The sequence below is a fragment of the Eleftheria terrae genome (genome assembly GCF_030419005.1).
In the GTDB taxonomy this organism is placed as follows: Bacteria; Pseudomonadota; Gammaproteobacteria; order Burkholderiales; family Burkholderiaceae_C; genus Caldimonas; species Caldimonas terrae.
On the sequence record NZ_CP106952.1, the window covers coordinates 209,591 to 229,148 of the forward strand.

The 19,558-nt window shown below is 69.7% G+C and carries 13 protein-coding genes and 1 pseudogene; 4 read left to right on the plus strand and 10 right to left on the minus strand.

What is annotated here, in order from left to right:
• Positions 1-764: 764 nt before the first annotated feature.
• The gene (locus N7L95_RS25275) at positions 765-2,357 is read left to right on the plus strand and encodes a PEP-CTERM sorting domain-containing protein (RefSeq protein ID WP_301260391.1); all 1,593 of its coding nucleotides are present in this window, start codon (positions 765-767) and stop codon (positions 2,355-2,357) included.
• Between the two features lie 607 nt (positions 2,358-2,964).
• Positions 2,965-4,470 (plus strand): protein adenylyltransferase SelO, encoded by a 1,506-nt coding sequence (locus N7L95_RS25280; RefSeq protein WP_301260733.1) that lies wholly within the window; start codon positions 2,965-2,967, stop codon positions 4,468-4,470.
• A gap of 45 nt (positions 4,471-4,515) precedes the next feature.
• On the opposite strand, the gene N7L95_RS25285 is transcribed toward N7L95_RS25280, so the two are convergent.
• The 8 genes from N7L95_RS25285 to nosZ form a co-directional block, all read right to left on the minus strand.
• Positions 4,516-5,571, minus strand: coding sequence for a hypothetical protein (locus N7L95_RS25285; protein WP_301260392.1), 1,056 nt, complete (start codon positions 5,569-5,571; stop codon positions 4,516-4,518).
• 344 nt (positions 5,572-5,915) lie between these two features.
• Complete coding sequence (locus N7L95_RS29760) at positions 5,916-7,349, minus strand: hypothetical protein (RefSeq protein ID WP_301260393.1); 1,434 nt, start codon at positions 7,347-7,349, stop codon at positions 5,916-5,918.
• 812 nt (positions 7,350-8,161) lie between these two features.
• On the minus strand, positions 8,162-8,683 hold the full coding sequence (locus tag N7L95_RS25295) for a nitrous oxide reductase accessory protein NosL (protein ID WP_301260394.1): 522 nt from the start codon (positions 8,681-8,683) through the stop codon (positions 8,162-8,164).
• Positions 8,680-9,495: an ABC transporter permease gene (locus tag N7L95_RS25300; protein ID WP_301260395.1), complete on the minus strand. Its 816-nt coding sequence runs from the start codon at positions 9,493-9,495 to the stop codon at positions 8,680-8,682. Before N7L95_RS25300 ends, N7L95_RS25295 begins: the two co-directional genes overlap by 4 nt.
• 14 nt (positions 9,496-9,509) lie before the next feature.
• Positions 9,510-10,460: an ABC transporter ATP-binding protein gene (locus N7L95_RS25305; protein ID WP_301260396.1), complete on the minus strand. Its 951-nt coding sequence runs from the start codon at positions 10,458-10,460 to the stop codon at positions 9,510-9,512.
• The gene (locus tag N7L95_RS25310) at positions 10,438-11,694 is read right to left on the minus strand and encodes a nitrous oxide reductase family maturation protein NosD (protein ID WP_301260734.1); all 1,257 of its coding nucleotides are present in this window, start codon (positions 11,692-11,694) and stop codon (positions 10,438-10,440) included. The genes N7L95_RS25305 and N7L95_RS25310 overlap by 23 nt, the downstream gene beginning before the upstream one ends.
• A gap of 39 nt (positions 11,695-11,733) precedes the next feature.
• Positions 11,734-14,355, minus strand: a complete 2,622-nt coding sequence (locus N7L95_RS25315) for a NosR/NirI family protein (protein ID WP_301260397.1) — start codon at positions 14,353-14,355, stop codon at positions 11,734-11,736.
• Positions 14,356-14,420: 65 nt separating this feature from the next.
• On the minus strand, positions 14,421-16,352 hold the full coding sequence (gene nosZ, locus N7L95_RS25320) for a TAT-dependent nitrous-oxide reductase (RefSeq protein WP_301260398.1): 1,932 nt from the start codon (positions 16,350-16,352) through the stop codon (positions 14,421-14,423).
• Between the two features lie 228 nt (positions 16,353-16,580).
• On the opposite strand from nosZ, the gene N7L95_RS25325 reads away from it, so the two are divergent.
• On the plus strand, positions 16,581-16,985 hold the full coding sequence (locus N7L95_RS25325) for a c-type cytochrome (protein ID WP_301260399.1): 405 nt from the start codon (positions 16,581-16,583) through the stop codon (positions 16,983-16,985).
• A gap of 19 nt (positions 16,986-17,004) precedes the next feature.
• Positions 17,005-18,057, plus strand: coding sequence for an FAD:protein FMN transferase (locus tag N7L95_RS25330; RefSeq protein WP_301260400.1), 1,053 nt, complete (start codon positions 17,005-17,007; stop codon positions 18,055-18,057).
• A 58-nt stretch (positions 18,058-18,115) separates the two neighbouring features.
• Here N7L95_RS25330 and N7L95_RS25335 read toward each other — a convergent pair whose 3' ends face one another.
• Together N7L95_RS25335 and N7L95_RS25340 are read right to left on the minus strand one after the other, a co-directional pair.
• The gene (locus N7L95_RS25335) at positions 18,116-18,937 is read right to left on the minus strand and encodes a glycoside hydrolase family protein (RefSeq protein ID WP_435870121.1); all 822 of its coding nucleotides are present in this window, start codon (positions 18,935-18,937) and stop codon (positions 18,116-18,118) included.
• A gap of 36 nt (positions 18,938-18,973) precedes the next feature.
• Positions 18,974-19,498: pseudogene (locus N7L95_RS25340) on the minus strand (RICIN domain-containing protein); the annotation flags it as partial.
• Between the last annotated feature and the right edge of the window lie 60 nt (positions 19,499-19,558).

Below are 19,558 nucleotides of genomic sequence, written 5' to 3' on the forward strand. Positions count from 1 at the left end.
GCCAGCTCGGCATTTTTTGGGCGAACAAGTCATTCGCTTTCGACGCCTTCAAGTGACCGCCCAGGCAGTTTCTTGACGGGTGCATGGGGGGAACACCCCTTGCTGGATGCTCACGCGCGCCATGCCGGCACCCGTGGTGGCGGCTCACGCCCTGCATCGATCCATCACCCAGGCCAGAAGGCCCGCGAGCGCCGCCCTGCCCTGAACAGCGGGCTTGCGCAGGGCGGCCGCCACCGGTCGCGTGCCGGCAACGGCCACGGTCCTCACACCGCCCGACTGCCCCGCCCGACTGCCCCACCGACTACCCCGGCTGGCGGCATCACCCGCCGACACCTCGCAGCCAGAAGACCGGTGTTGTCGGCCGACCTTCGAAGGCACGGGGGCACGGGGCCGGCCTCCGGCGTGGTCGCATCCATCTCAAGGGGGTTGCACGATGGAGTGGCGCTTTCGGCACGGCTCGCCTCCGGCTTCCGCCAGCGGCCGCGGCGGTGAGTTGCGCCGGCCGGCTTGCACTTGCTTTCACTATTGCCGGTTCTTGAGGCGCCTCTCTGGCAGTGTGCGGCTTTCCCTCGCTTCAGGAGATGGCGATGTCGCAAGCGACAAACACGGCTGTTGGCGTTCGAGTCCGCCCTGCCACTCGCTGCGGTGGGCGCACCTGGCGCCGGCCTCCCCGGTGGAGCCGGCCGCGCGCCCTCGGCGCCGCCCTGGCCCTCGGTTTGACCAGCACTTGCGCTTGCGCACTGACCACCACCTGGACCGGCTCCGTGGTCGATCAGCCCTACTGGGACCTCGCGGTGAACTGGAGCGCCGGTGCCCCCACGGCACCGGATACCAACGTGCAGCTCGGGCAGGCCGACACGGTACTGCGGTCGGGCAGCTTCCAGGCCGCGCGCATCGAAGGTATCGGGCGGCTGGACATGTCCGGCGGCCGGCTGCAATTGCACGGTGACGGCTCGACGCTGAAGAACCTGGACCTGTCGGGCGGGCAACTTTCAGGCCCCGGCTCTCTCACCATCGGCCAGTTGAACTGGACCGGCGGCGACATCACCGGCTCGCCCGGCGGCGCAGGCGCTGCACCGCGCATCACCCTCACGGGCGGAGCCAATATCACGGGCGGCACGACCCGTGTCATGGCAGCCGGCGGCGCGCTCACCTTCCGGGGCTACAGCTTCTGGATATCGAATGACTTCCACCTGTTCAGCCCTCTACGCATCGAGAAGGGCGCCACGTTCGTCGATCAAGCCTACGACCGGACGCACGAATTGCGGCTTCACGCGGACGCAGAGTTCGCCGGCCTGTATCGCAAGCAAACTGGCAACACCCGGGTGCTGCTGGGGCGGGACGCTTCGTTCCGCAACAGCGGCGCGATGGTGGCGGAGAGCGGCTACCTGGAGTTCCGTGGCGGCCGGTCGTGGGAGAACAGTGGACAGTTGGCCGTCGGCTCGGCGGGTTGGGTCAGCCTGTTTGACTCGTCCGAAACCCGGTGGAGCAACAGCGGCCACATCCGCGTCGAGCGCGAGTTGACGGCCCGCGTCTCCCGCCACGGCATGACGAGCAGCGGCTCCTGGCTGATCACCCGTGGCGGCAGCGCGAGGTTCACCGCCGACCGCATGGCACCGGAGATCGTGTTCGAGCAGGGCATCCAGAACGACGGTGGGCTGGTACTCAGCGGTGACCCCCAGGCCGCTCCATCCCGTGAGCCCCTGGCCCGGTACCGCATGGAAGGCGCAGGGCTCACCGGGAGCGGCAGCGTCTGGGTCGAACGCGCGCACCTCGATCTCGGCGATGAGTATGTCAACCAAGGCCGGTTCGCCATCAACAGCGCAGAGGTGCAGGTCGGCCGGTACAGGCAGGACCGCGCTGGCGCCTCGACCCAGGTGGGGTGGCTGCTGACGGCAAATGAGGTGCTGATCCTCGAGGGGCAGCTCAACACTGGCGGCCACCTCAACGGCCGCATCGACGGCCATCTCACGCTGGGCGGTGACGCCACCTTCGAAGCCCGGTCTGGCGAGTATGGAACGACCCTACTGGACATCACCGGCTCGGCAACCCTGGATGGCACGCTGCTGCTGCGCACCTTCGCGCCCCTGCGGCTGGGCAGCCATCGTCTGCTGCAGGCGGCGGGCGGTGTGACGGGCAGCTTCGACGAGTTCGTGAGCGACGTCGACCCCAAGCGCTACCTGCTCACACTGAGCTATGGCAGCGATTGGGTGGCACTCAACGTGGCGGCCGTGCCGGAGCCGGAGACCTATGCGCTGGTGATGGTGGGCCTTGCTGCGCTCGTGGTGCGTGTAAGGCAGCGCTCGACGCTGGCCCGGGCGTCGTCTCCACAGGGTGGCGACCCTTGCGGTTCTTGACCATGCTGGCGCGCCCGGTGCACCGGTTGCAGCGAAGCGAACACAACGCCCTGACCGGCTGCTGAAGCAGCGGCACCTGGAGCAACCCTCGGCATGCTGGCGAAGGTGAACCCTGGATTCGGAGCTCACCTCCGCCTTGGCCACCTCGCGTTGTTCGGCGTCACGGGCGCCACGGGTGACGCGAGTGACCGTGGCGGTGACCGCCGAACCGTGCCGCCTTTTACCGAAGACAGGCCCCGGGGGCTCAGGCGCGCCCGGCTGGCCGGCGATCGGGGAAGCGGACGGTGAGCCGGCCCACCGCTTTCCTTCAGCCACCAGCGGGCAGCGGGATGGGTCTGGCCACAGCGGCGTGGGCGTGGATCGCCGGTGATCGAGCGAAAGAAAGGGAAAAGCGAAGTCGCGCATCATACGGAGCAACGTCGCTTGCCTCTCGGCCAGGCCGGGACCGATCCTTCTGCAGCGGCGACGCGGCTCGAGCCGCGTCGCCCGGTCCCGGGCCGCGGTGCGCAAGCGCCCCACCATCTCGTCGTGGCGCGCCACGCAGCCCGGGCTCGCTGCTGCCGCCAGGGCACGCGACACCATTGGGCAGAGTTCCATGTCTTCATCGATCAGCTTCCGTTTCGACAACACCTACGCGCGCGAGCTCCCGGGCTTTGCGGTGCGGTGGCAGCCCACCGCGGTGCCCGCGCCGCGGCTGCTGTTCCTGAACCGCGACCTTGCCGAGGAACTGGGGCTCGATGCCCAAGCGCTCGACAGCGTCGAGGGTGCCGCCATCTTCGGCGGCAACCGGGTGCCGGAAGGCGCGGACCCGGTCGCCCAGGCCTACGCGGGTCACCAGTTCGGCGGCTTCTCTCCTCAGCTGGGCGACGGACGGGCCCTGCTGCTCGGGGAAGTGATCGACCGGCAGGGCCGCCGGCGTGACGTGGCGCTGAAGGGCTCAGGGCGGACGCCGTTCTCGCGCAGCGGCGACGGCAAGGCCGCCGTCGGGCCGATGCTGCGCGAGGTGCTGGTGGGCGAGGCCATGCACGCGCTCGGCATCCCCACCACACGTGCGCTGGCGGTGGTGGCCACCGGCGAGCCGGTCTACCGCGACCGGCCCCTGCCTGGCGCGGTGCTGACGCGGGTGGCGGCCAGCCATGTGCGCGTCGGCACCTTCGAGTACTTCGCGGCACGCAACGATGTCGAGCGACTGCGGCTGCTGGCCGACTACACCATCGCACGGCACGACGCCGACCTGGCAGGCGCCCCCGAGCGCGCGCTCGGCCTGCTGCGCCGCGTGGCGCAGCGGCAGGCGGCACTGGTGGCGCAATGGATGGGGGTGGGCTTCATCCACGGGGTGATGAACACCGACAACATGACCCTCTCCGGCGAGACCATCGACTACGGCCCCTGTGCCTTCCTGGAAGCCTACGACCCGCAGGCCGTGTTCAGCTCCATCGACCACGGCGGCCGCTACGCCTTCGGCAACCAGCCCCTCATCGCGCGCTGGAACCTGGCCCGGCTGGCCGAGGCGCTGCTGCCGGTGATTGCCGAGGACGAGACCGAGGCGGCCATCGCCCGGGCCGTCGCCCAGGCCACCGAGGTGATCGATGCCTTCCCCCAGCTCTACGCTGCCGCCTTGCTGCAGTGCCATCGCGCCAAGCTCGGCCTGGGGCCAGCCGGCCCGGCAGACGACGCAGCCGACACCGCGCTGGCCGAGGATTGGCTGGCCCTGCTGCACCGGCAGGGGGTCGACTTCACGCTTGCATGGCGGCGGCTTGCCGATGCGGCGGCGGGGGACGAAGGCCGGTTGCGCACGCTGTTCGGCGACACCGGGGAGCTGGAGGCCTGGCTGTCTCGCTGGCGCGCGAGATGTGCGCAGGAGGACCAGGGCGAGGCCGATGCGCAGGCCCGAGCGGCCCGCATGCGGCGCATCAATCCATGGGTGATCCCGCGCAACCACCGGGTGGAGGAAGCCCTGGCCGCCGCGTCTGACCACGACGACCTCGGCCCCTTCCAGCAGCTGCTGGCCGCCCTCCGCCAGCCGTATGAGGAAGCGCCGGAACAGGCCCGCTACGCCGAGCCGGCGCCCGAGGAAGTCACCAGCAGCTACCGCACCTTCTGCGGTACCTGAACGCGCTGCACCGGTCTGCGGCCCCGCACGGGGCGCCGTGCCCGCCTAGAAGCCCGGGGCCGGATTGCCGCCCTGGACCAGGGTGTACCGGCCGTTGGCGTAACGCATGACCATCGTTTCATCCACGCCATGGACGGTGACGAGCACCTGGGGCCCGGCCGGCGGCTGCGCCTCGGGCGATGGGGCCTCTGTCGTAGTGGCTGCACTGGCTGCACTGGCCGCATCGGGCGCGCTCTCGGCGGACGCGCCCTTGCCGGCGGGCACGGCCTCGCCCTGGTCCGATGTCTTGCGGCCGGAGAAGTGGACCACGAGGTCACCGGGCCCATCAGCCCTGGCGGCAAGGCGCCAGGTGCCGGTGACATTGAAGCAGCCGGACGACACCGGGTAGTCGTCAGCATTCACCGCCACCTTGTCGCCCGGCGGAAGTTGCAGCAAGCCGGCGCAGGACGCATGGGCGCTCTCGCAGTCGGAGTGCAGCCGCTCCGAGTCGAGCAGGACCGAGGCGCGGTCCGCCTGCAGCTCGTAGAGGGACAGCCAGTTGGCGCAGTAGCCCTGCCAGCAGCTGCCGCTCTCCACCGCGATCGCCACTTTCCCGCCTCCGAGCGAGACCGGCTTGATCGTCCCCACCTCGCCGGAGACGCCGGTCCAGGCGATCGACGGCTGTTCCGCCGTCATGAACCACCGGCCTTCCTTCCTGGTGAACCAGTAGCCGCCCAGATGGCCTGGCGCGCTGTGGCTGGACCTGTCGTTGCCGTTCTCGTCGGAAGGCCGGCCGGAGAGCAGCAGCACCACCCGGTCTTCGGCCAGCGGGACCACCTGCATCTTCTCCACCGCCACATGGGCGGTGGGCTCGTCCTGGCCGTCCCCGGGCACCTCGATCACGACGGTGGCGTCTTTCGACCATTCGGGCACGACCACCTTCATCAAGGCCGCCGCATCGGTGCTCGTCGCATGCGGCTCGGGGCGGCCGGGAGGCACCGGGCGCTCGGGGGGCGCCCCGCGATTGCAGGCGCACAGCACCGCCAGCAGGAGCCAGGCGCTCCAACGAAGGCCGCGCGGCAGGGTGGCGCTTGGTGAAGGAGAGAGATCGGTGAAGGGCATGGGGATGGACGTGGACGGGGCTCGATGGCCGGCCGGGAGGTGTTCTTCGCAGCTCAAGCCACCGTTCATCGCCGCGTTGCCCGGGCCAGGCGGGCCGGTGCGCGGCCGTCTGCGGCGGCACGCCTGGCACAGCCTGGCGCGTCCTGCCGGTTCAGGTCGCGGCGTGCCGGCCGGCGCCGAGCGATGGCTCAAGCCGCAGATTGGACCACGACCACGGTGCCCGGCGGTGGACCGGCTGCCGGCACCCAGGGGCGGCACCGGCCGGCACGCCAGCAGCGAGGCCGCAGCAGCGGCGGGCGGGGCGCCACTCGGCCCAGGCAAGGCCGCACCCGGCCTCGCCCGCCTCACGCCGCGCCGGCCCTCAGCCGCGTGCCCTGCGGCGGCGCGTCCAGGCTGCCATGCCGGCCAGGCACAGCGCCATCAGCGCATAGGTCTGAGGCTCGGCACGGCGGCACCTTCAGCTCCACGTGGTCCGCGCCATAGAACGCCGTCAGGCGGTACGCCGACGGGTCGAGGCTGCTGACCAGCCGGTCGAAGCTGCCCGCCACGCCGCCTTCGGCGGTGAGGAAGCGGAAGGTGCCCAGCGTGGGACCGGCGTCGCCGAAATCCACCCGCAGCTCGCCGTCCAGGTCCACCCTGCCCGTGATGAACAACCGGTCGTACAGCTCGGCGGAGTCGATGTCCAGCAACAGGTGCGCACCGGCGAAGCCCAGGTGCTCGGTTCGCAGCGTCCCCTCGGCGGCCTCGCCTGCGGCGCCGGCGCCCAGGCTGCCACGGCTGAGCAGGATGTCCCGGGCCTCCAGCGTGCCGGACAGCCAGGTGGCCTCGCCGCCCGCGCCCAGCTCGCTGTACTGCGAGAAATCGGCCACCCGCAGCAGGCTGCCCCGGCCGATGGTCAGCGAGCTGCCCTGGCGGAAGGACTGGTTGCTGTCGAGCCGGGCGCCGTCGAGCAGCACCAGCTCCCCATCGTTGGCCCCGAGCTGCGACAGGGCATCGACGTCGCTGCCGAACCAGGCGGTGGCGATGCGAGCGCCCGCTCCCTTGAGTTCGATGCGGGTGCCTTGCCCGATCGCCTGGATCAGGGCCGGGCCGCGTCCGGACCGGGCCGTGCCCAGGTTGAACACCAGCACGCCATCATCCACGGCATGGCTGCTCCCCGCCAAGCGGCCGCCTTCCGGGCCTTGCGCGTGCTGTGCCAGCGGGCCGTACACCACCAGGCGCGAGCGCACCGCCTCCAGCCTGCCCCGGTTGTCCGCCGCGCCTGCCAGTGTCAGCGTGCCGGCGTCCACCACGCGCACCGTGCCGCGGTTCTTCAGCGCGGACACGATGACGGTCTGCCCAGCGCCGGTCTTCTCGTAGCGCCCTTCGTTGAGGAAGGAGGCGACCGCCACCTCCGTGGGCCGGTAGACGCGCTGGTTGGTCGTGTCGACCTCAAGGGTGCCCTTGGTGTTGTGGTCCTCGAGCACCGTGCCGGCCGCCACATGGATGCTGCCCGGGCCGCGCTGGTCGGCGTTGCCGTCCCACACCACGCCACCCTTGAAGCGGAAAGCGGACTTCAGGTGCTTGATGCGCCCCTCGGGGAACCGGCCAACGTCGCCCATGCCCTCGCCTTCCCAGTCGTCCTGCTTGTTCGACAGCGTCGCCTGGCCTCGCACGGTGACGGGCCGGGCGGTCTCGAAGCTGCCGTCGCCCCAGTGGAGTCGGTCGAGGGTGGCAGCTCCCTCCACGCGCACGCCCGAGAAGGCATAGCTGCCGGCGAAGTCGCGCGGGCTGGCCAATCACGAGCGAGCCGATGTCCAGGTCGCCAGCGACGGTCATCCAGCTGCCCCGCAGGACCGACACCGTGCCGCGGCCGAGCAACCGCGCCGGCTCACCGAAGGTGGCGTGGCCTGTGAAGACCAGGTCGCCCTCGTTGTGGATCTCGCCCTGCGAGAAGAAGCCGCCACTGCCGAAGCCCAGCTGACCGCCCTGCGCGACACGCCACAAGCCGGTGCTCTCCATCGACTCGCCGTCGATGCCTGCCCGGCCGCCGCGCGCCACGTCCGCCTCGCCGGACTGCCGGACGAAGGAGCGGGTGGAGTCGATCTTGAACGTGGCAGCTTGGGCCACGTGCAGCGTACCTGCGTTCGTCCAGCCACTGTGGGGCTCGATGCAAAGCGTCAGGGTACCGCCTTCCACGTCCATCTGGCGGCGGTTGTCGACGGCGCCGGTGATGCGGCTATAAGAGCGGCTAACAAAACTATTCTGGCGTCGTTGCGCCGCCTTGCCGTACCGGTCGTACTGTCTGCGGCGGCGCGCCTAGCCAGAACCGCTGCGCTGAGTTTTGTTAGCCGCTCTAAGTGGGGGGCGACGTGCGCCCCGCGCAATGAATGCAACCGTAAGGGCCGTCCTGGGCAGCCAAAGCGGGGACGCGCTTCCCGCCGGCGGGCGGGTCGTCCGTCCTACGAGGCCGGCCTGCACTTCACATCAGAACCATCTGTGAAGCCGGTGGCAGACTGCCCGGCACGCCAGCGACGTGGCCGCCCGGGGACGGGCCCGAGGTGGCACGGCGTCGTCGTCCAGGCGCGCGGCCAGCAGCGCGCGCGGCGCCTCACATGCCGGAATGCTGGCTGGCACCGCCACAAAGGTCCACCATCGCCGGGGTCACCTCGGCGAAGCGCAGCACCTTGCCACCGTGGCTGGCGGCGAAATGCCGGGCATCGCCCTCGGCCTGGAAGCTCGCGAAGGTCGGCCCCATGGACCCATGCCGCTTGCTGCCGGACACATACCACGCCGCCTTGGCGTCGATCCAGTGGCCGCGTGGCTGCTCCCAGTCGGCCCGCGCCATGTCCTGCACGAAGACCGCCTGCAGGCTGCGCACCTGCTCGGGTTGCAGCAGGGTGCTGAACATCTCGACGGTGTCACAGCAGAACACCGGCTTGTCCTGGCCGACGTAGAAGATCTGGGCCTTGGGCCCCGCGTAGTCGGCGAGCAGCATGCCGTCGAGGTCGCAGGTGGTGGCGGGGTCGATCTCCAGCGGCACGATCGCAGCGGTGGAAACGGCACGATCGCAGCCGGCAAGGGCAAAGGCGGTGAGGGCGCCCAGCAGCAGGCTTCGGCGGGTCGGGTTCATGATCGGAATCTCCAGGTGGCGACGGCCAGCGGCGCGGCGATCCAGGCCAGCATGGCAGTGCCCAGCAGCCAGGGGCTGGCCAGCGCGGGCGGAACGATACTGCCCAGCCCATAGAGCGTGCGCACATCGTCCAGTGAAAACACGTTGAGGATGCGAAAGACATCGGCCGGGTTCAGCAGCAACAGGTAGGGGAACAGCCCCGCGCCGTAGCGGCCTCCGCCCATCACCAGCACGCCCAGCAGCAGCAGGTCGAACACCAGCACGAAGCCGAACCACAACGCGATGGCCAGGCCGGAGGCCCGCGTGCGGTCGCGCGCCAGCACCGACAGCATCACCGCCAGGCTCAGGAAGGCCAGCCCCAGCAAGACCGAGCTGAGCACGAAGCCGCCGTAGTGGTACAGCCCGCCCCAGCCGAGCGGCTTGAACATCAGCGCCCCTACCAGCGTGAAGCCGGCCAGCGTGGACAAGGTGAGCGCGGCAGCCAGCCCGAGGTACTTGCCCAGCAGCAGCTCGATGCGGGTGATCGGCAAGGCCAGCAGCAGGTCCAGCGAGCCGCGCTCGCGTTCACCGACGATGGCGTCGAAGCCCAGCATCAGCGCGATCAGCGGCACCAGGTAGATCACCAGACTGACCAGGCTGGCAATGGTGAACTCGATCGACCGGAACCCCACCGCGCCCTGCTGCGCCCCGCCCATCGTGGCAATCACCAGCGAGAACACGGTGAAGACCAGCGCCACTGCCAGCACCCAGCGGTGGCGGATGCGGTCACGGAACTCCTTGGAAGCCAGCGTGGCGATCTGTTGCCATTCCATGATGTGTCGCCTCTTCAATGCGGCAGGCCGAAGAACACGTCTTCGAGCGAAGGCTCTGCGATCTGCACGTCCTGCACGCGCGAGCCAAGGCCCGCGAGTGCCTGCAGCAAGGCCATCTTGGCGGGGCGCGGGCAGCGCAGCTGCAGGCCCTCCGGCGTGCGCACCGCGTCCTCGGCCGTGCCGTCCAAGCCCGGCAGCCGGGCCAGGGCCTGTGCCACCGCCGGTGCATCGCCGGGTGCCAGCCGCAGGGTCACGGTCAGCGGCATGGCGGCCTGCTCGCGCAGGGCCGGCACGCTGCCCATGGCCACCACCCGGCCGGCCGCGAGGATGGCCAGCCGGTCCACCCGGTCCTGCAGCTCGGCCAGGATGTGGGAGGTCAGGATCATCGTCACACCCGCCTCGCGCAGCCCGCGCAGGGTGGCATAGAACTCGCGGATTGCCAGCGGGTCCAGCCCGGTGGTCGGTTCGTCGAGAAACAACACCTTCGGGCTGCCCAGCAGGGCCTGCGCAAAGCCCAGCCGCTGCCGCATGCCTTTCGAATACTCGTGCACCGGCCGCGCCGCGGCCTGCGCCAGGCCCACCTTCTCCAGCGTGGGCAGGCAGGCGCTCACCGGCACCCCCTTCAGCCTGGCGAAGAAGCGCAGGGTCTCGAGGCCGCTCAGGTGGTCGTAGAGCACCACGTTCTCGGGCAGGTAGCCCATGTGTCGGCGTGCGGCGCGGAAGTCGCGCCCGTTCACCGCGGCACCGGCGACGTGGATCTCCCCCGCCGTCGGCGGGATCAGGCCCAGCATCATCTTGAACAGCGTGCTCTTGCCCGCGCCGTTGTGGCCGATGAGGCCGAACACCTCGCCGCGCCGCACGCTCAGGTCCACGCCGTCGACGGCGCGCACCGACCGGTAGTGCTTGCTGACGCCGCACAGCCGGATGGCATCGCCATCCAGGTCATTTGCCAGAGGTCTTGTCACGCCACGTGCTCCATGTCTTGTGGGCCGGTTGCATCCGGGGATGGGGGTCGACCACGCTCGGCACCCGCAGCACCGGAAACTGCTGGCCGACCAGCCGCATTGCCTGTACCGCGGGGCTGGACAGCAGCAGCTTCACCGTCGGGTGCTGCCAGCTCAGCCGGTCCACCAGGTCATTGGCCTCATAGGGCACGTCCCCCCGGCCATCGTCGTCGCGGTCCCAGCCGAGGTAGTTGCTCCAGTGGTTGCCCTGCTCGCCGCCCCAGCGTTCATCGCGTGCGCCGACATAGCGCACCTGCTCGCGGTTGTCGATGAAGTCGTTGCCCTCGACCCGGTTGCGGGTCGAGCCGGCCGACAGGTGCACGCCCACCTCGTTGTCCAGCACGAGGTTGCCGCGCAGCGTGGTGTACTCCACGTCGTAGATGAAGAAGCCGCGCGCATTGCCGGCCACCACGTTGTTCTCGATGGTCGAGTCCTGGATGGTGCGCAGCATGATGCCGTGGTCGGAGTTGTCCCAGGCCCGGTTGTTGCGCACCACCTGGTCGCGCACCTCCATCAGGGCGAGGCCACCGCGGTTGCGCCAGCTGTCGTTGTCCTCCCACAGGTTGTGGTAGGAGTTCATGTAGTGGGTGCCGTAGCGGCTGTGGTGCAGCTTGTTGCCGCGAAACACCGCGTTGTGCGAGACGTCCACGTACAGCGCATCGCGCACGAAGGCAATGCGGTTGCCGATGATGCGGGCGCCGCGCGTGTTGTACAGCTGCACCCCGTTGCCGCGCTGCGAGGAGGCGTACTCCCGCTTGCCGGTGATCAGGTTGTGCTCCACCCGCACGTCGTTCGCCTTCTCGATCCACAGGCCGAACAGGTTGTAGGTCAGGTCGCAATGCCGCACCACCGCGCGGTGCGCGCCGGGCTGGATGTAGATGCCGGCGTTCTGTGCCAGCAGGCTGTCGCCGGAGTCGCGCACGATCAGGCCTTCGATGAGCACATCGGGGGCCGTCACCCGCACCGTGTCGCCCTGCAGGCCGCCGCTGATGGTGGGCCGGCCGATGCCGCGCAGCGTCAGCGGCTTCTTGACGACCAGGTTGGCGACATAGCGGCCGCGTGCCACCTCCACCACGTCGCCGGGGGCGGCACGATCGATGGCAGCCTGCACCGACTCGCCGGGCCGCACGGTCCAGGTCGCCGCGCCGGCGGCAGCCGGCAGCACCGCGGCCCCGCACAGCGCCAGCCAGCGCATCCACCGTCTTGCCACCCTGCTTTGCATGTCGCCGTCTCCTTACACCACCAGCAGCCCGAGCGTCTTCAGCCCGAGGAACAGCGTGGCGCCGATCAGCAGGTTCTTCATGCCCACATAGCTCAGCATGTCCATCACGCTGGCCACACGCCAGTGGTGCTGCCACCACGGGCCGTCCTTCACCAGCCGCTTCTGGTCGAGGCGGATCAGCACCTCGTACACGCTCCAGCCGAACCACCAGCCGATCAGCGCGCCCGACGACAGCCGGCCGCTGGCCGCCAGCGGCCAGGCCAGGCTCGCCGCCAGCGCGAGCGACACGCCAGCCGCCTGCAACGCACGACGGCGCCCGAAACCGCCCCGGCTCCAGGGCCAGAGGTGGTGCAGCAGCTCGGCCGCCAGCCAGCGCAGCGTGCGCGCCGGCATTGCATAGGGGGCGGCGGCCGGCGGCGTCGGCATGCGCGGGTCCACGCCGCTCACCTCGCGGGCGGCCGGCGCGGCATCCATCGGCACCGGCCGGATGGGGATGAAGTAGCCATCCCGCCCGATCGGCGTCAGCGGCAGCCCGGCCCGCTCGCGCTGCTTGCGCTCCTTGGCCAGCGGCGGGCAGCCGGTGCTGTCGGTGTAGAGCACCATGCAGTCCAGGCAGTGCAGGCATTCGCGGTGGTCGATGCGGCCGTGCTCGTCGATCGCCTGCGCACCGCAGCCCACCGCACAGGCCTTGCAGCGGTTGCAGTCGGGCTTGCGCCGCAGCCCGAACCAGCGGAAGGTGCTGGGCATCGCCAGCGCCCCGCCCAGCGGGCACAGGTACTTGCAGAACGGCCGCTCGATGAACAGCGACAGGCCCAGCAGGCTCGCCGCGAACAAGGTGTAGGGCCAGGCGCGGTTGAACAGGCCGACCAGGAAGGTGGTCTTGAAGGGCTCCACTTCAGCCAGCATCTCGGCCAGCCCCATCGAGAACATCGACACCGCCAGCAGGCCGACGAAGATGCCGTACTTCACCCATTTCAGGCGGTCGTGCCAGCGCCGCGGCAGCTTGAACTGCCAGCGCTTGAGCCCGAGCGCGCCCGCCGCCTTGTGCAGGATCTCCTGCAGCGAGCCGAAGGGGCACAGCCAGCCGCAGAACAGCCCGCGGCCCCAGACGAAGACGGTGATGACGATGAAGACCCAGAACAGGAAGATGAAGGGGTCGCTCAGGAACAGCGACCAGCGCCACTGGAACAGCAGCGAGTGGAACCAGGTGAGGACCTGGGTGATGGACGGCTGCGCCATCGCGCCGAAGCCGACGAACACCACGCTCAGCACCCAGCCGGTGTACTTGAAGCCGTTGACCGCCCACTTGTTCTTGTGGGTGGCACGCCGGGTGAGCCGGTCGCGCAGCGCGTAGACCACCGCCACCGCCACCAGCAGCGCGGCAAACAGCCCGATCTGCACCGCACGGTCCTTCCAGACACGGACCCAGGTGGCCTGCGGCCGCTGCACCGCGGGGCGGCCGCCTTCCAGGGCGCTGTCGGGCAGCCAGTACTCGGCATCGAAGTTGGCGAAGCTCCGGGTCCCGGTGGCACGATCCACCCGGTTGCCCAGGAAACTCAGCTTCCAGGGGTAGGCCGGCGAGAAGGCCGGAGAGCGCACGATGAAGATGGCCGATTCGGTGAACCTCGGCGCGCCTTCGGCCTCCAGGCCGTAGAGGTTGAGGTAGTCCAGGTCGCGGAAGGTGAAGGCGTCGGCTTCCTGGTGCAGCTGGATGCGGTCATAGATGCCGCCGCGCACGAAGCCGGAGCCCTTGAACGATTCCTGCCCGGCGGTGCGGATCACGAAGAGCGCATGCTCGCCCTCCTTCAGCTGCGCCAGCAGGTTGGCATGTCCGGTGTCGCCCAGCAGGCTGCGGCCGATGTCCGGATGGTTGAGGTCGCCGAACCACAGCTCGATGAACGGCGTGTCGCCACGCGGCAAGCCCACCTGCTCAGGCTGCACGACCAGGCGCTGCACGGCACCTTGCTCGACCAGCCCGGCCCAGCTGCTGCGCGTGCCGGTGACCCGGAAGCGGGCCGGCTCGCGCTGCGTCGGTGCCAGGATGCCCACCTGACGCGCGACGGCGCTGCCGGCGGTGGTGACCACCTGGTTCTGCGCGATCACCGTGACGGTGGCGCCCGAGATGGCGTCCACGCCGAGCACGCCCTCATCCGGCCGCGACTGGCCGACCTCGATCTTGTCGGCCACCGACTTGCCGACGTACTGCTGGTTGAAGCGCACCAGCGCCTCTTCCGGGATGCCCAGCAACAGGATGGGCTCGGAATGCTTGAGCACCTTCAGGCCGACGAAGCGGCCCGCCGTGTCCATGCCGATCAGCGTGACCACCGGCTTGCCGGAATAGGCCGGCGTGTCGGTGATGTCGGTGGACAGCATCACGTAGCCCAGCAGCTTGCGGGCATCGCCCTTGCCGCCCGGCTCGCTGCCATACGCCTCCACATAGGGAGGTTGGCCCTTGCGCTGCGAGAACGACGTGGCGCCGGGGAACACCTCGGCACAGGGCACCAGCGCGCACAGGTCGGGCGCGGTGTGCAGCTCGGCCGGCAGCGCCGCCTCGTAGGCGTTGGCGCGGGCGGCGGGGGACGCGACCAGCAGGCTCACCGCAGCACAGCAGGCCAGCAGGACTCTGAACAACATGGTGGTCATGGTGGGTGGGGCCGGCCCGGCAGCAACGCTGCGCGGGCCCTGGCCCTGCAGTGAGGTCAGCCCTCGACGATCATCCGCGTGCGCATCTCCAGGTGGAGCGCGTGGCAGAAGTGGGTGCAGTAGCACCAGAAGACGCCCGGTTGGTCCGCGGTGAAGGTCACCGAGGCGGTCTCCTGTGGGTTGACGATGAAGTTGACGTTGTACTTCGGGATCGCGAAGCCGTGCGTCAGGTCCTCCACCTTGTCCAGGTTGGTGAGGATCAGCGTCACCTCGTCGCCCTTCTTCACGGTGAACTCGCGCAGGCTGAAGGCCGGTGCCTGCGAGGTCAGCTTGACGGTGACCTTCTTGCCGTTGCGGACGACACCCGATTCCTTCGGGTCCTTGATGGCGAGCGGGAAGTCGTCCAGCGCATACACCTGCTTCGGGCGCAGCAGGTCGCGCTTGAAGATGATGAAGTCATGCGGCTCGCCCCGCACCGGGTGGTCGGCGGCCAGCACCATCTTCTCGCCCGAGATGTCGATCAGCTGCTCGTTTTCCGGATGCAGCGGCCCCACCGGCAGGAAGCGGTCCTTGGAGAACTTGCAGCCCACCGCCAGCCACTTGCCGTCGGCGGCCCGGGTTTCGGACTGCGAGGCGTTGACATGGCCTGGCTGGTATTGCACGTCCAGGCGGTCCACCACGTACTTGGCGGTCTTGTCGCCGGCGTGGAACTTGATGGCCGCTTCCACGTTCCACTTCACCACCTGGCTGTCCAGGAACAAGGTGGTGTAGGCGTTGCCGCGCCCGTCGAAGGCGGTGTGCAGCGGACCCAGCCCCAGCTCGACCTCGGCGGCGATCGCCTGGTCGATCTTCTCCAGCTTGCCGTCGAACCAGTCCAGCACCTTGGACAAGTCGATCACCGTCGCGGTCGGCGACAGCTTGCCGGCGCAGATGAAGTACTTGCCGTCCGGGCTCGCATTGACGCCGTGCGGGTTCTTGGGAACGCTGACATAGGCGGTCAGCGCCGTCTTCGGGTCGGCATTGGAGGCACGGGTGCCGTCCACCACCGGCACCTTGGAGGTACCGATGGTGCGGAACTTGCCGTCCTTCACCGCCTGCTCGATGCGGGCGATGTTGAAGAACAGGCAGGCGTCGCGCTCGGCGGACATCATGTCCTCGTAGTGGGCGCCGCCTTCGGTGTTGTACTGGTTGGTGGCCGCCAGCTTGCCGTCATACGAGGTGGCGGTGAGGTCGCAGTTGCCGTCGATCAGCACCTGCCAGCGGACGTCCATCGTCTCGGCGTCCACGCAGCTGAACAGCGTGCGGTACTGGTCCGGCTTGTCGATGCCTTGATTGGGCAGCGGGATGTGGAACTCTGCACCGCAGAAGACGCGGGTGGTGTAGTTGATGGCGGGATCGACCGGGTCGCGCTTGTCCGGGAAGATGCCGTGGAAGCCCTGCACATTGGGCAGCTCGGTGATCTTGTCGCAAACGAAGTAGTCGAGCCGGATGCGGGCCAGACGGCTGTTGATCTTGTCGTTGATCCAGGCGTAGCGGCCGTCGTAGTTGCCGTCCTTGTAGGAAGCATGCACGTGGTGGCTGTCGCCGACGACGTAGCGCAGGCTGCCGTCCGGCTTGGTGCCCATGACCTTCTTCGATTCGTTGGTGATGCCCCAGCCCACCAGCGCGTCCGGCACGAAGCAGGGAATGCGCAGGATCTCGCGGCCCGAAGGCAGCCCCAGCACCCGCATGTCGCCGGTGTGGCCGCCGCTCCACAGCCCGTAGTAGGTGTCCAGCTCGCCCGGCTTCAGGTGGATGCCGGCCGTGTCGGCGTGGGCCGCTGCGGCCGGGCCCGGCGCGGATGCGGAGGCGGCCGACGCCGCGGCGCCGCCCTTGTCGTTGCATGCCGCCAGGCCGACCGTCAGGCCGGCCGCTGCGGCCGTATTCAGAAAGCGGCGACGCCCCTCGACGGGCATCTTCTCGTTCGGCGTTTGTTTGCCTTGGCTCATGTTGCGACCCTCAGGAAGTGCTCCGGATGGACGCGACATGCGGCCACCGGTTTGTTCAGATGTGGATATTTCTCCCTGCCGCATGGTCGCCAGGACGGGGGGCGCCAGCCTTGCGCTGCATCAAGGTCTTCTGAAAAGTGCAGTTCTTCTGCACCTTTTGAGATTCGTCAGCTGGGACGCCAATTGCCGCTCCTAGACTGCAGCAACCATCAGTATTGGAGTTGCACGATGAAGAAGGGACTGCTGACCTGCGTGCTCGCGGCAGCCGCGATGCTTGCCGCTTGCGGCCAGAAGGAAGAACCGGCGGCAGCGACCACTGCACCCGCGGCCGAGCCTGCGGCCACCCCGGCTCCGGCGGCTGCGCCGGCCGTGGCCGAGAACCCGGTGGGCAAGAAGGTCTACGGCAACGTCTGCTCGATGTGCCACAGCGCCGGCGTCGCCGGCGCGCCGAAGCCCGGCGACGAGGCCGACTGGAGCGCCCGTGCCAGCCAGGGCAAGGAGCAGCTGTACAAGCACGCCATCGAAGGCTTCACCGGCGCCAAGGGCCAGATGCCTGCCCGCGGCGGCTCGGCCTCGCTGAGCGACGACGACGTCAAGGCGGCGGTCGACTACATGGTGACCTTCAAGCGCTGACGCAAGGAGCCCGGTCGTGATGCAAGCGCCCTCGAGCCACCGTGGCCGCACGGTCAACCGGCAGCGCCGCGCCCTGGTGGCGGCCGTGCCGCTGCTGGCCAGCGGGCTCGCATCCGCCGGCGTGTTCTCGCCACAGCGGGCCCGGCAGCCGCTGCTGCAGGAATCCCGCCCGCTGATGGGCACGCGGGTCGACATCAGCGCCAGCGGTCGCGACCCTGGGCAGCTTCGCGCTGCCATCGCGCTCGCCTGGGCGGAGATGGAGCGGCTGGTGGCCATGATGAGCCGCTTCCGGCCGACCAGCGTGGTGAGCGCCATCAACCTGGCAGCCGGCCTGCAGGCCATTGCCGTGCCGCCGGAGCTGATGCAGGTGCTGAAGATGGCGCGGCGAGAGTCCGAGCGCAGCGGCGGTGCCTTCGATGTCACGGTGGCTTCGATCACCGACTGGTCCTTCGACCCCCGGCATCCACGGATGCCATCGCCGCAGGCCCTTGCGCGCCAGTTGCCGCTGGTGGACTACCGCCACCTGGTGCTCGACGAGCGCGCCGGCACCGCCTTCCTGACGCGGCGCGGCATGCGCATCGACCTGGGCGGCGTCGCCAAGCTGCCGATCCTCGATGCGGGCATCCAGACCTTGAAGGGCCAGGGCATCACGGCCGCCATGATCAATGGCGGCGGCGATGTCGTCGTGGGTGGCCCGCTGGAGGATCGCCCGTGGCGGGTGGGCGTGCGGGATCCCCGTGCGCCGCAGCGCCTGCTCGGCGTGCTGCCGGTGAGCGAAGGATTCGTCGTGTCGTCCGGCGACTACGAGCGCTACTTCGTCGACCAGGGCGAGCGGCTGCACCATGTGCTGGACCCGTCCACCGGCCTGCCCGCGCACGGGCTGCGCGGCCTGACCCTGGTCGGGCGTGAACTGGGGTCGGTCAATGGCGCCGGGGCGGCCCTGATGGTCGGTGGTGCCGGCGCTGCCCGGGCCCGCCTGAACGCGCAGCGCGAGCTGGAGGCCCTGTGGGTGCAGGCCGACGGCGGGCTGTGGGTCGCCCCCGGGCTGGCACGGCGCCTGTCGGCCGCATAGGCCGCGCCGGCGGCCGCGGCGCCCAGGGCCTCGCGGGCCCCGGAGACAGGCGTGTTGCTCAGCGCGGCCGGTACGGCAACGACAGGTAGTGCCGCCCCAGCTCGGTGAGCTGCCCGGGGCCAGCCAGCAGGCTGGTGTGGTGCACATCGTTGCTCCAGCGGCCGGTGAACCAGGCATAGCGGAACACATCGTCGCGCTGCTCGCAGGTGGCCACCATCTCGGTCATCTGGGCCTTCTGCTTGACCACGGTATCGATCTGCGCACCGTCCGGCTGCGAATGCCAGTTGGCGAACTCGGTGACCCAGAACGACTTGCCGTACTTCTTCAATCGGTCGAGCTGGCCGCCCAGCCCATAGTCGTACCAATGGAAGGCCAGGTAGTCGATGCGCGGGTCGCGGCCGCCGTTGGCCTGGCGGTAGGCCGCATGGAAGGCATCGAGCCAGGCCACCGGGTCGCTGTAGCCCGGCAGGGTGCCCCAGGTGATTGCCGGGCCGACGATCTTGACCCCGGTGCGCGCGGCCAGCGCCTCGTAGCCGGGCCAGATTGCCGCGGCCTGCTGCGGCGTGAGGTTGGCCTGGTCCACCAGGTTGGGCTCGTTCAGCACCAGCAGGTACTGGATGTGCGGGTTGGCCTTCAGGAAGGCCTCCACCTCCGCACTCTGGTAGTTGCCGTTCCACAGCATGGGCAGGAAATCGGCACCATAGCGGGCGCGGTAGTCGGCTGGCAGGCCGGCATTGACCCGCGGGCTCCAGTTGTACCACCAGCTCACGCCCTTCGAGAGCGCCTCGAGGTCGCGTGCGTCGGCCAGGTCGTACGCAATGCCGCGCTTGGCGCTCTTGCCGGTGGCCGGCGGGCTGCCGGCCGCGCGGAAGGAGAACAGCTGCGCACCGGTGCCGTTGCAGCCGTACTGCTGGATGTTGGCGCCATCGGCCGTCGAGGCGGCGGCCACGTCCACGCATTTTCCGCTGCCGACGTTCACCAGCGTGTAGCGCGTGCCGTCGAGCGACTCCACGCGGAAGCGCTGCCCGCTGCCATGATGCACGCTCCACTGCTGGATGTTGGCGCCGTCGTGGCTCGCCGCGCCGGCCACCTCCAGTGCCTTGCCACTGTGGGCGGCCACCAGCTCGAAGCTGCCGCCTTCGGCCGGCACCAGGTCGAAGCTCTGGTTGCTGCCGCCGTGGCAGCTCCATTGGTGGATGTTGGCGCCGTCGGCCGTGGACGGGCCGGCGACGTCCACGCACTTCTGGCTGTTGGCGTTGACGACGCTGTAGCGCCCCGGCACCAGCGAGGCGGCCGTGGCCTGGCTGGCGGGCGTGCCGGATGCCCGCGCACCAGCGGCATCGCCGCCGGAGCCGCCACCGCAAGCCGCCAGCCAGCCGAGGCCAAGGGCCGCCGCCAGGTGGCGCAGCCGCGACAGTGGACGGGAATGGAACATCTTCATCGGTTCTCCTTCAACGACGGTTGTTCTGATTCAGTGTGCCTGGTGCCACAGCGGGCCGAG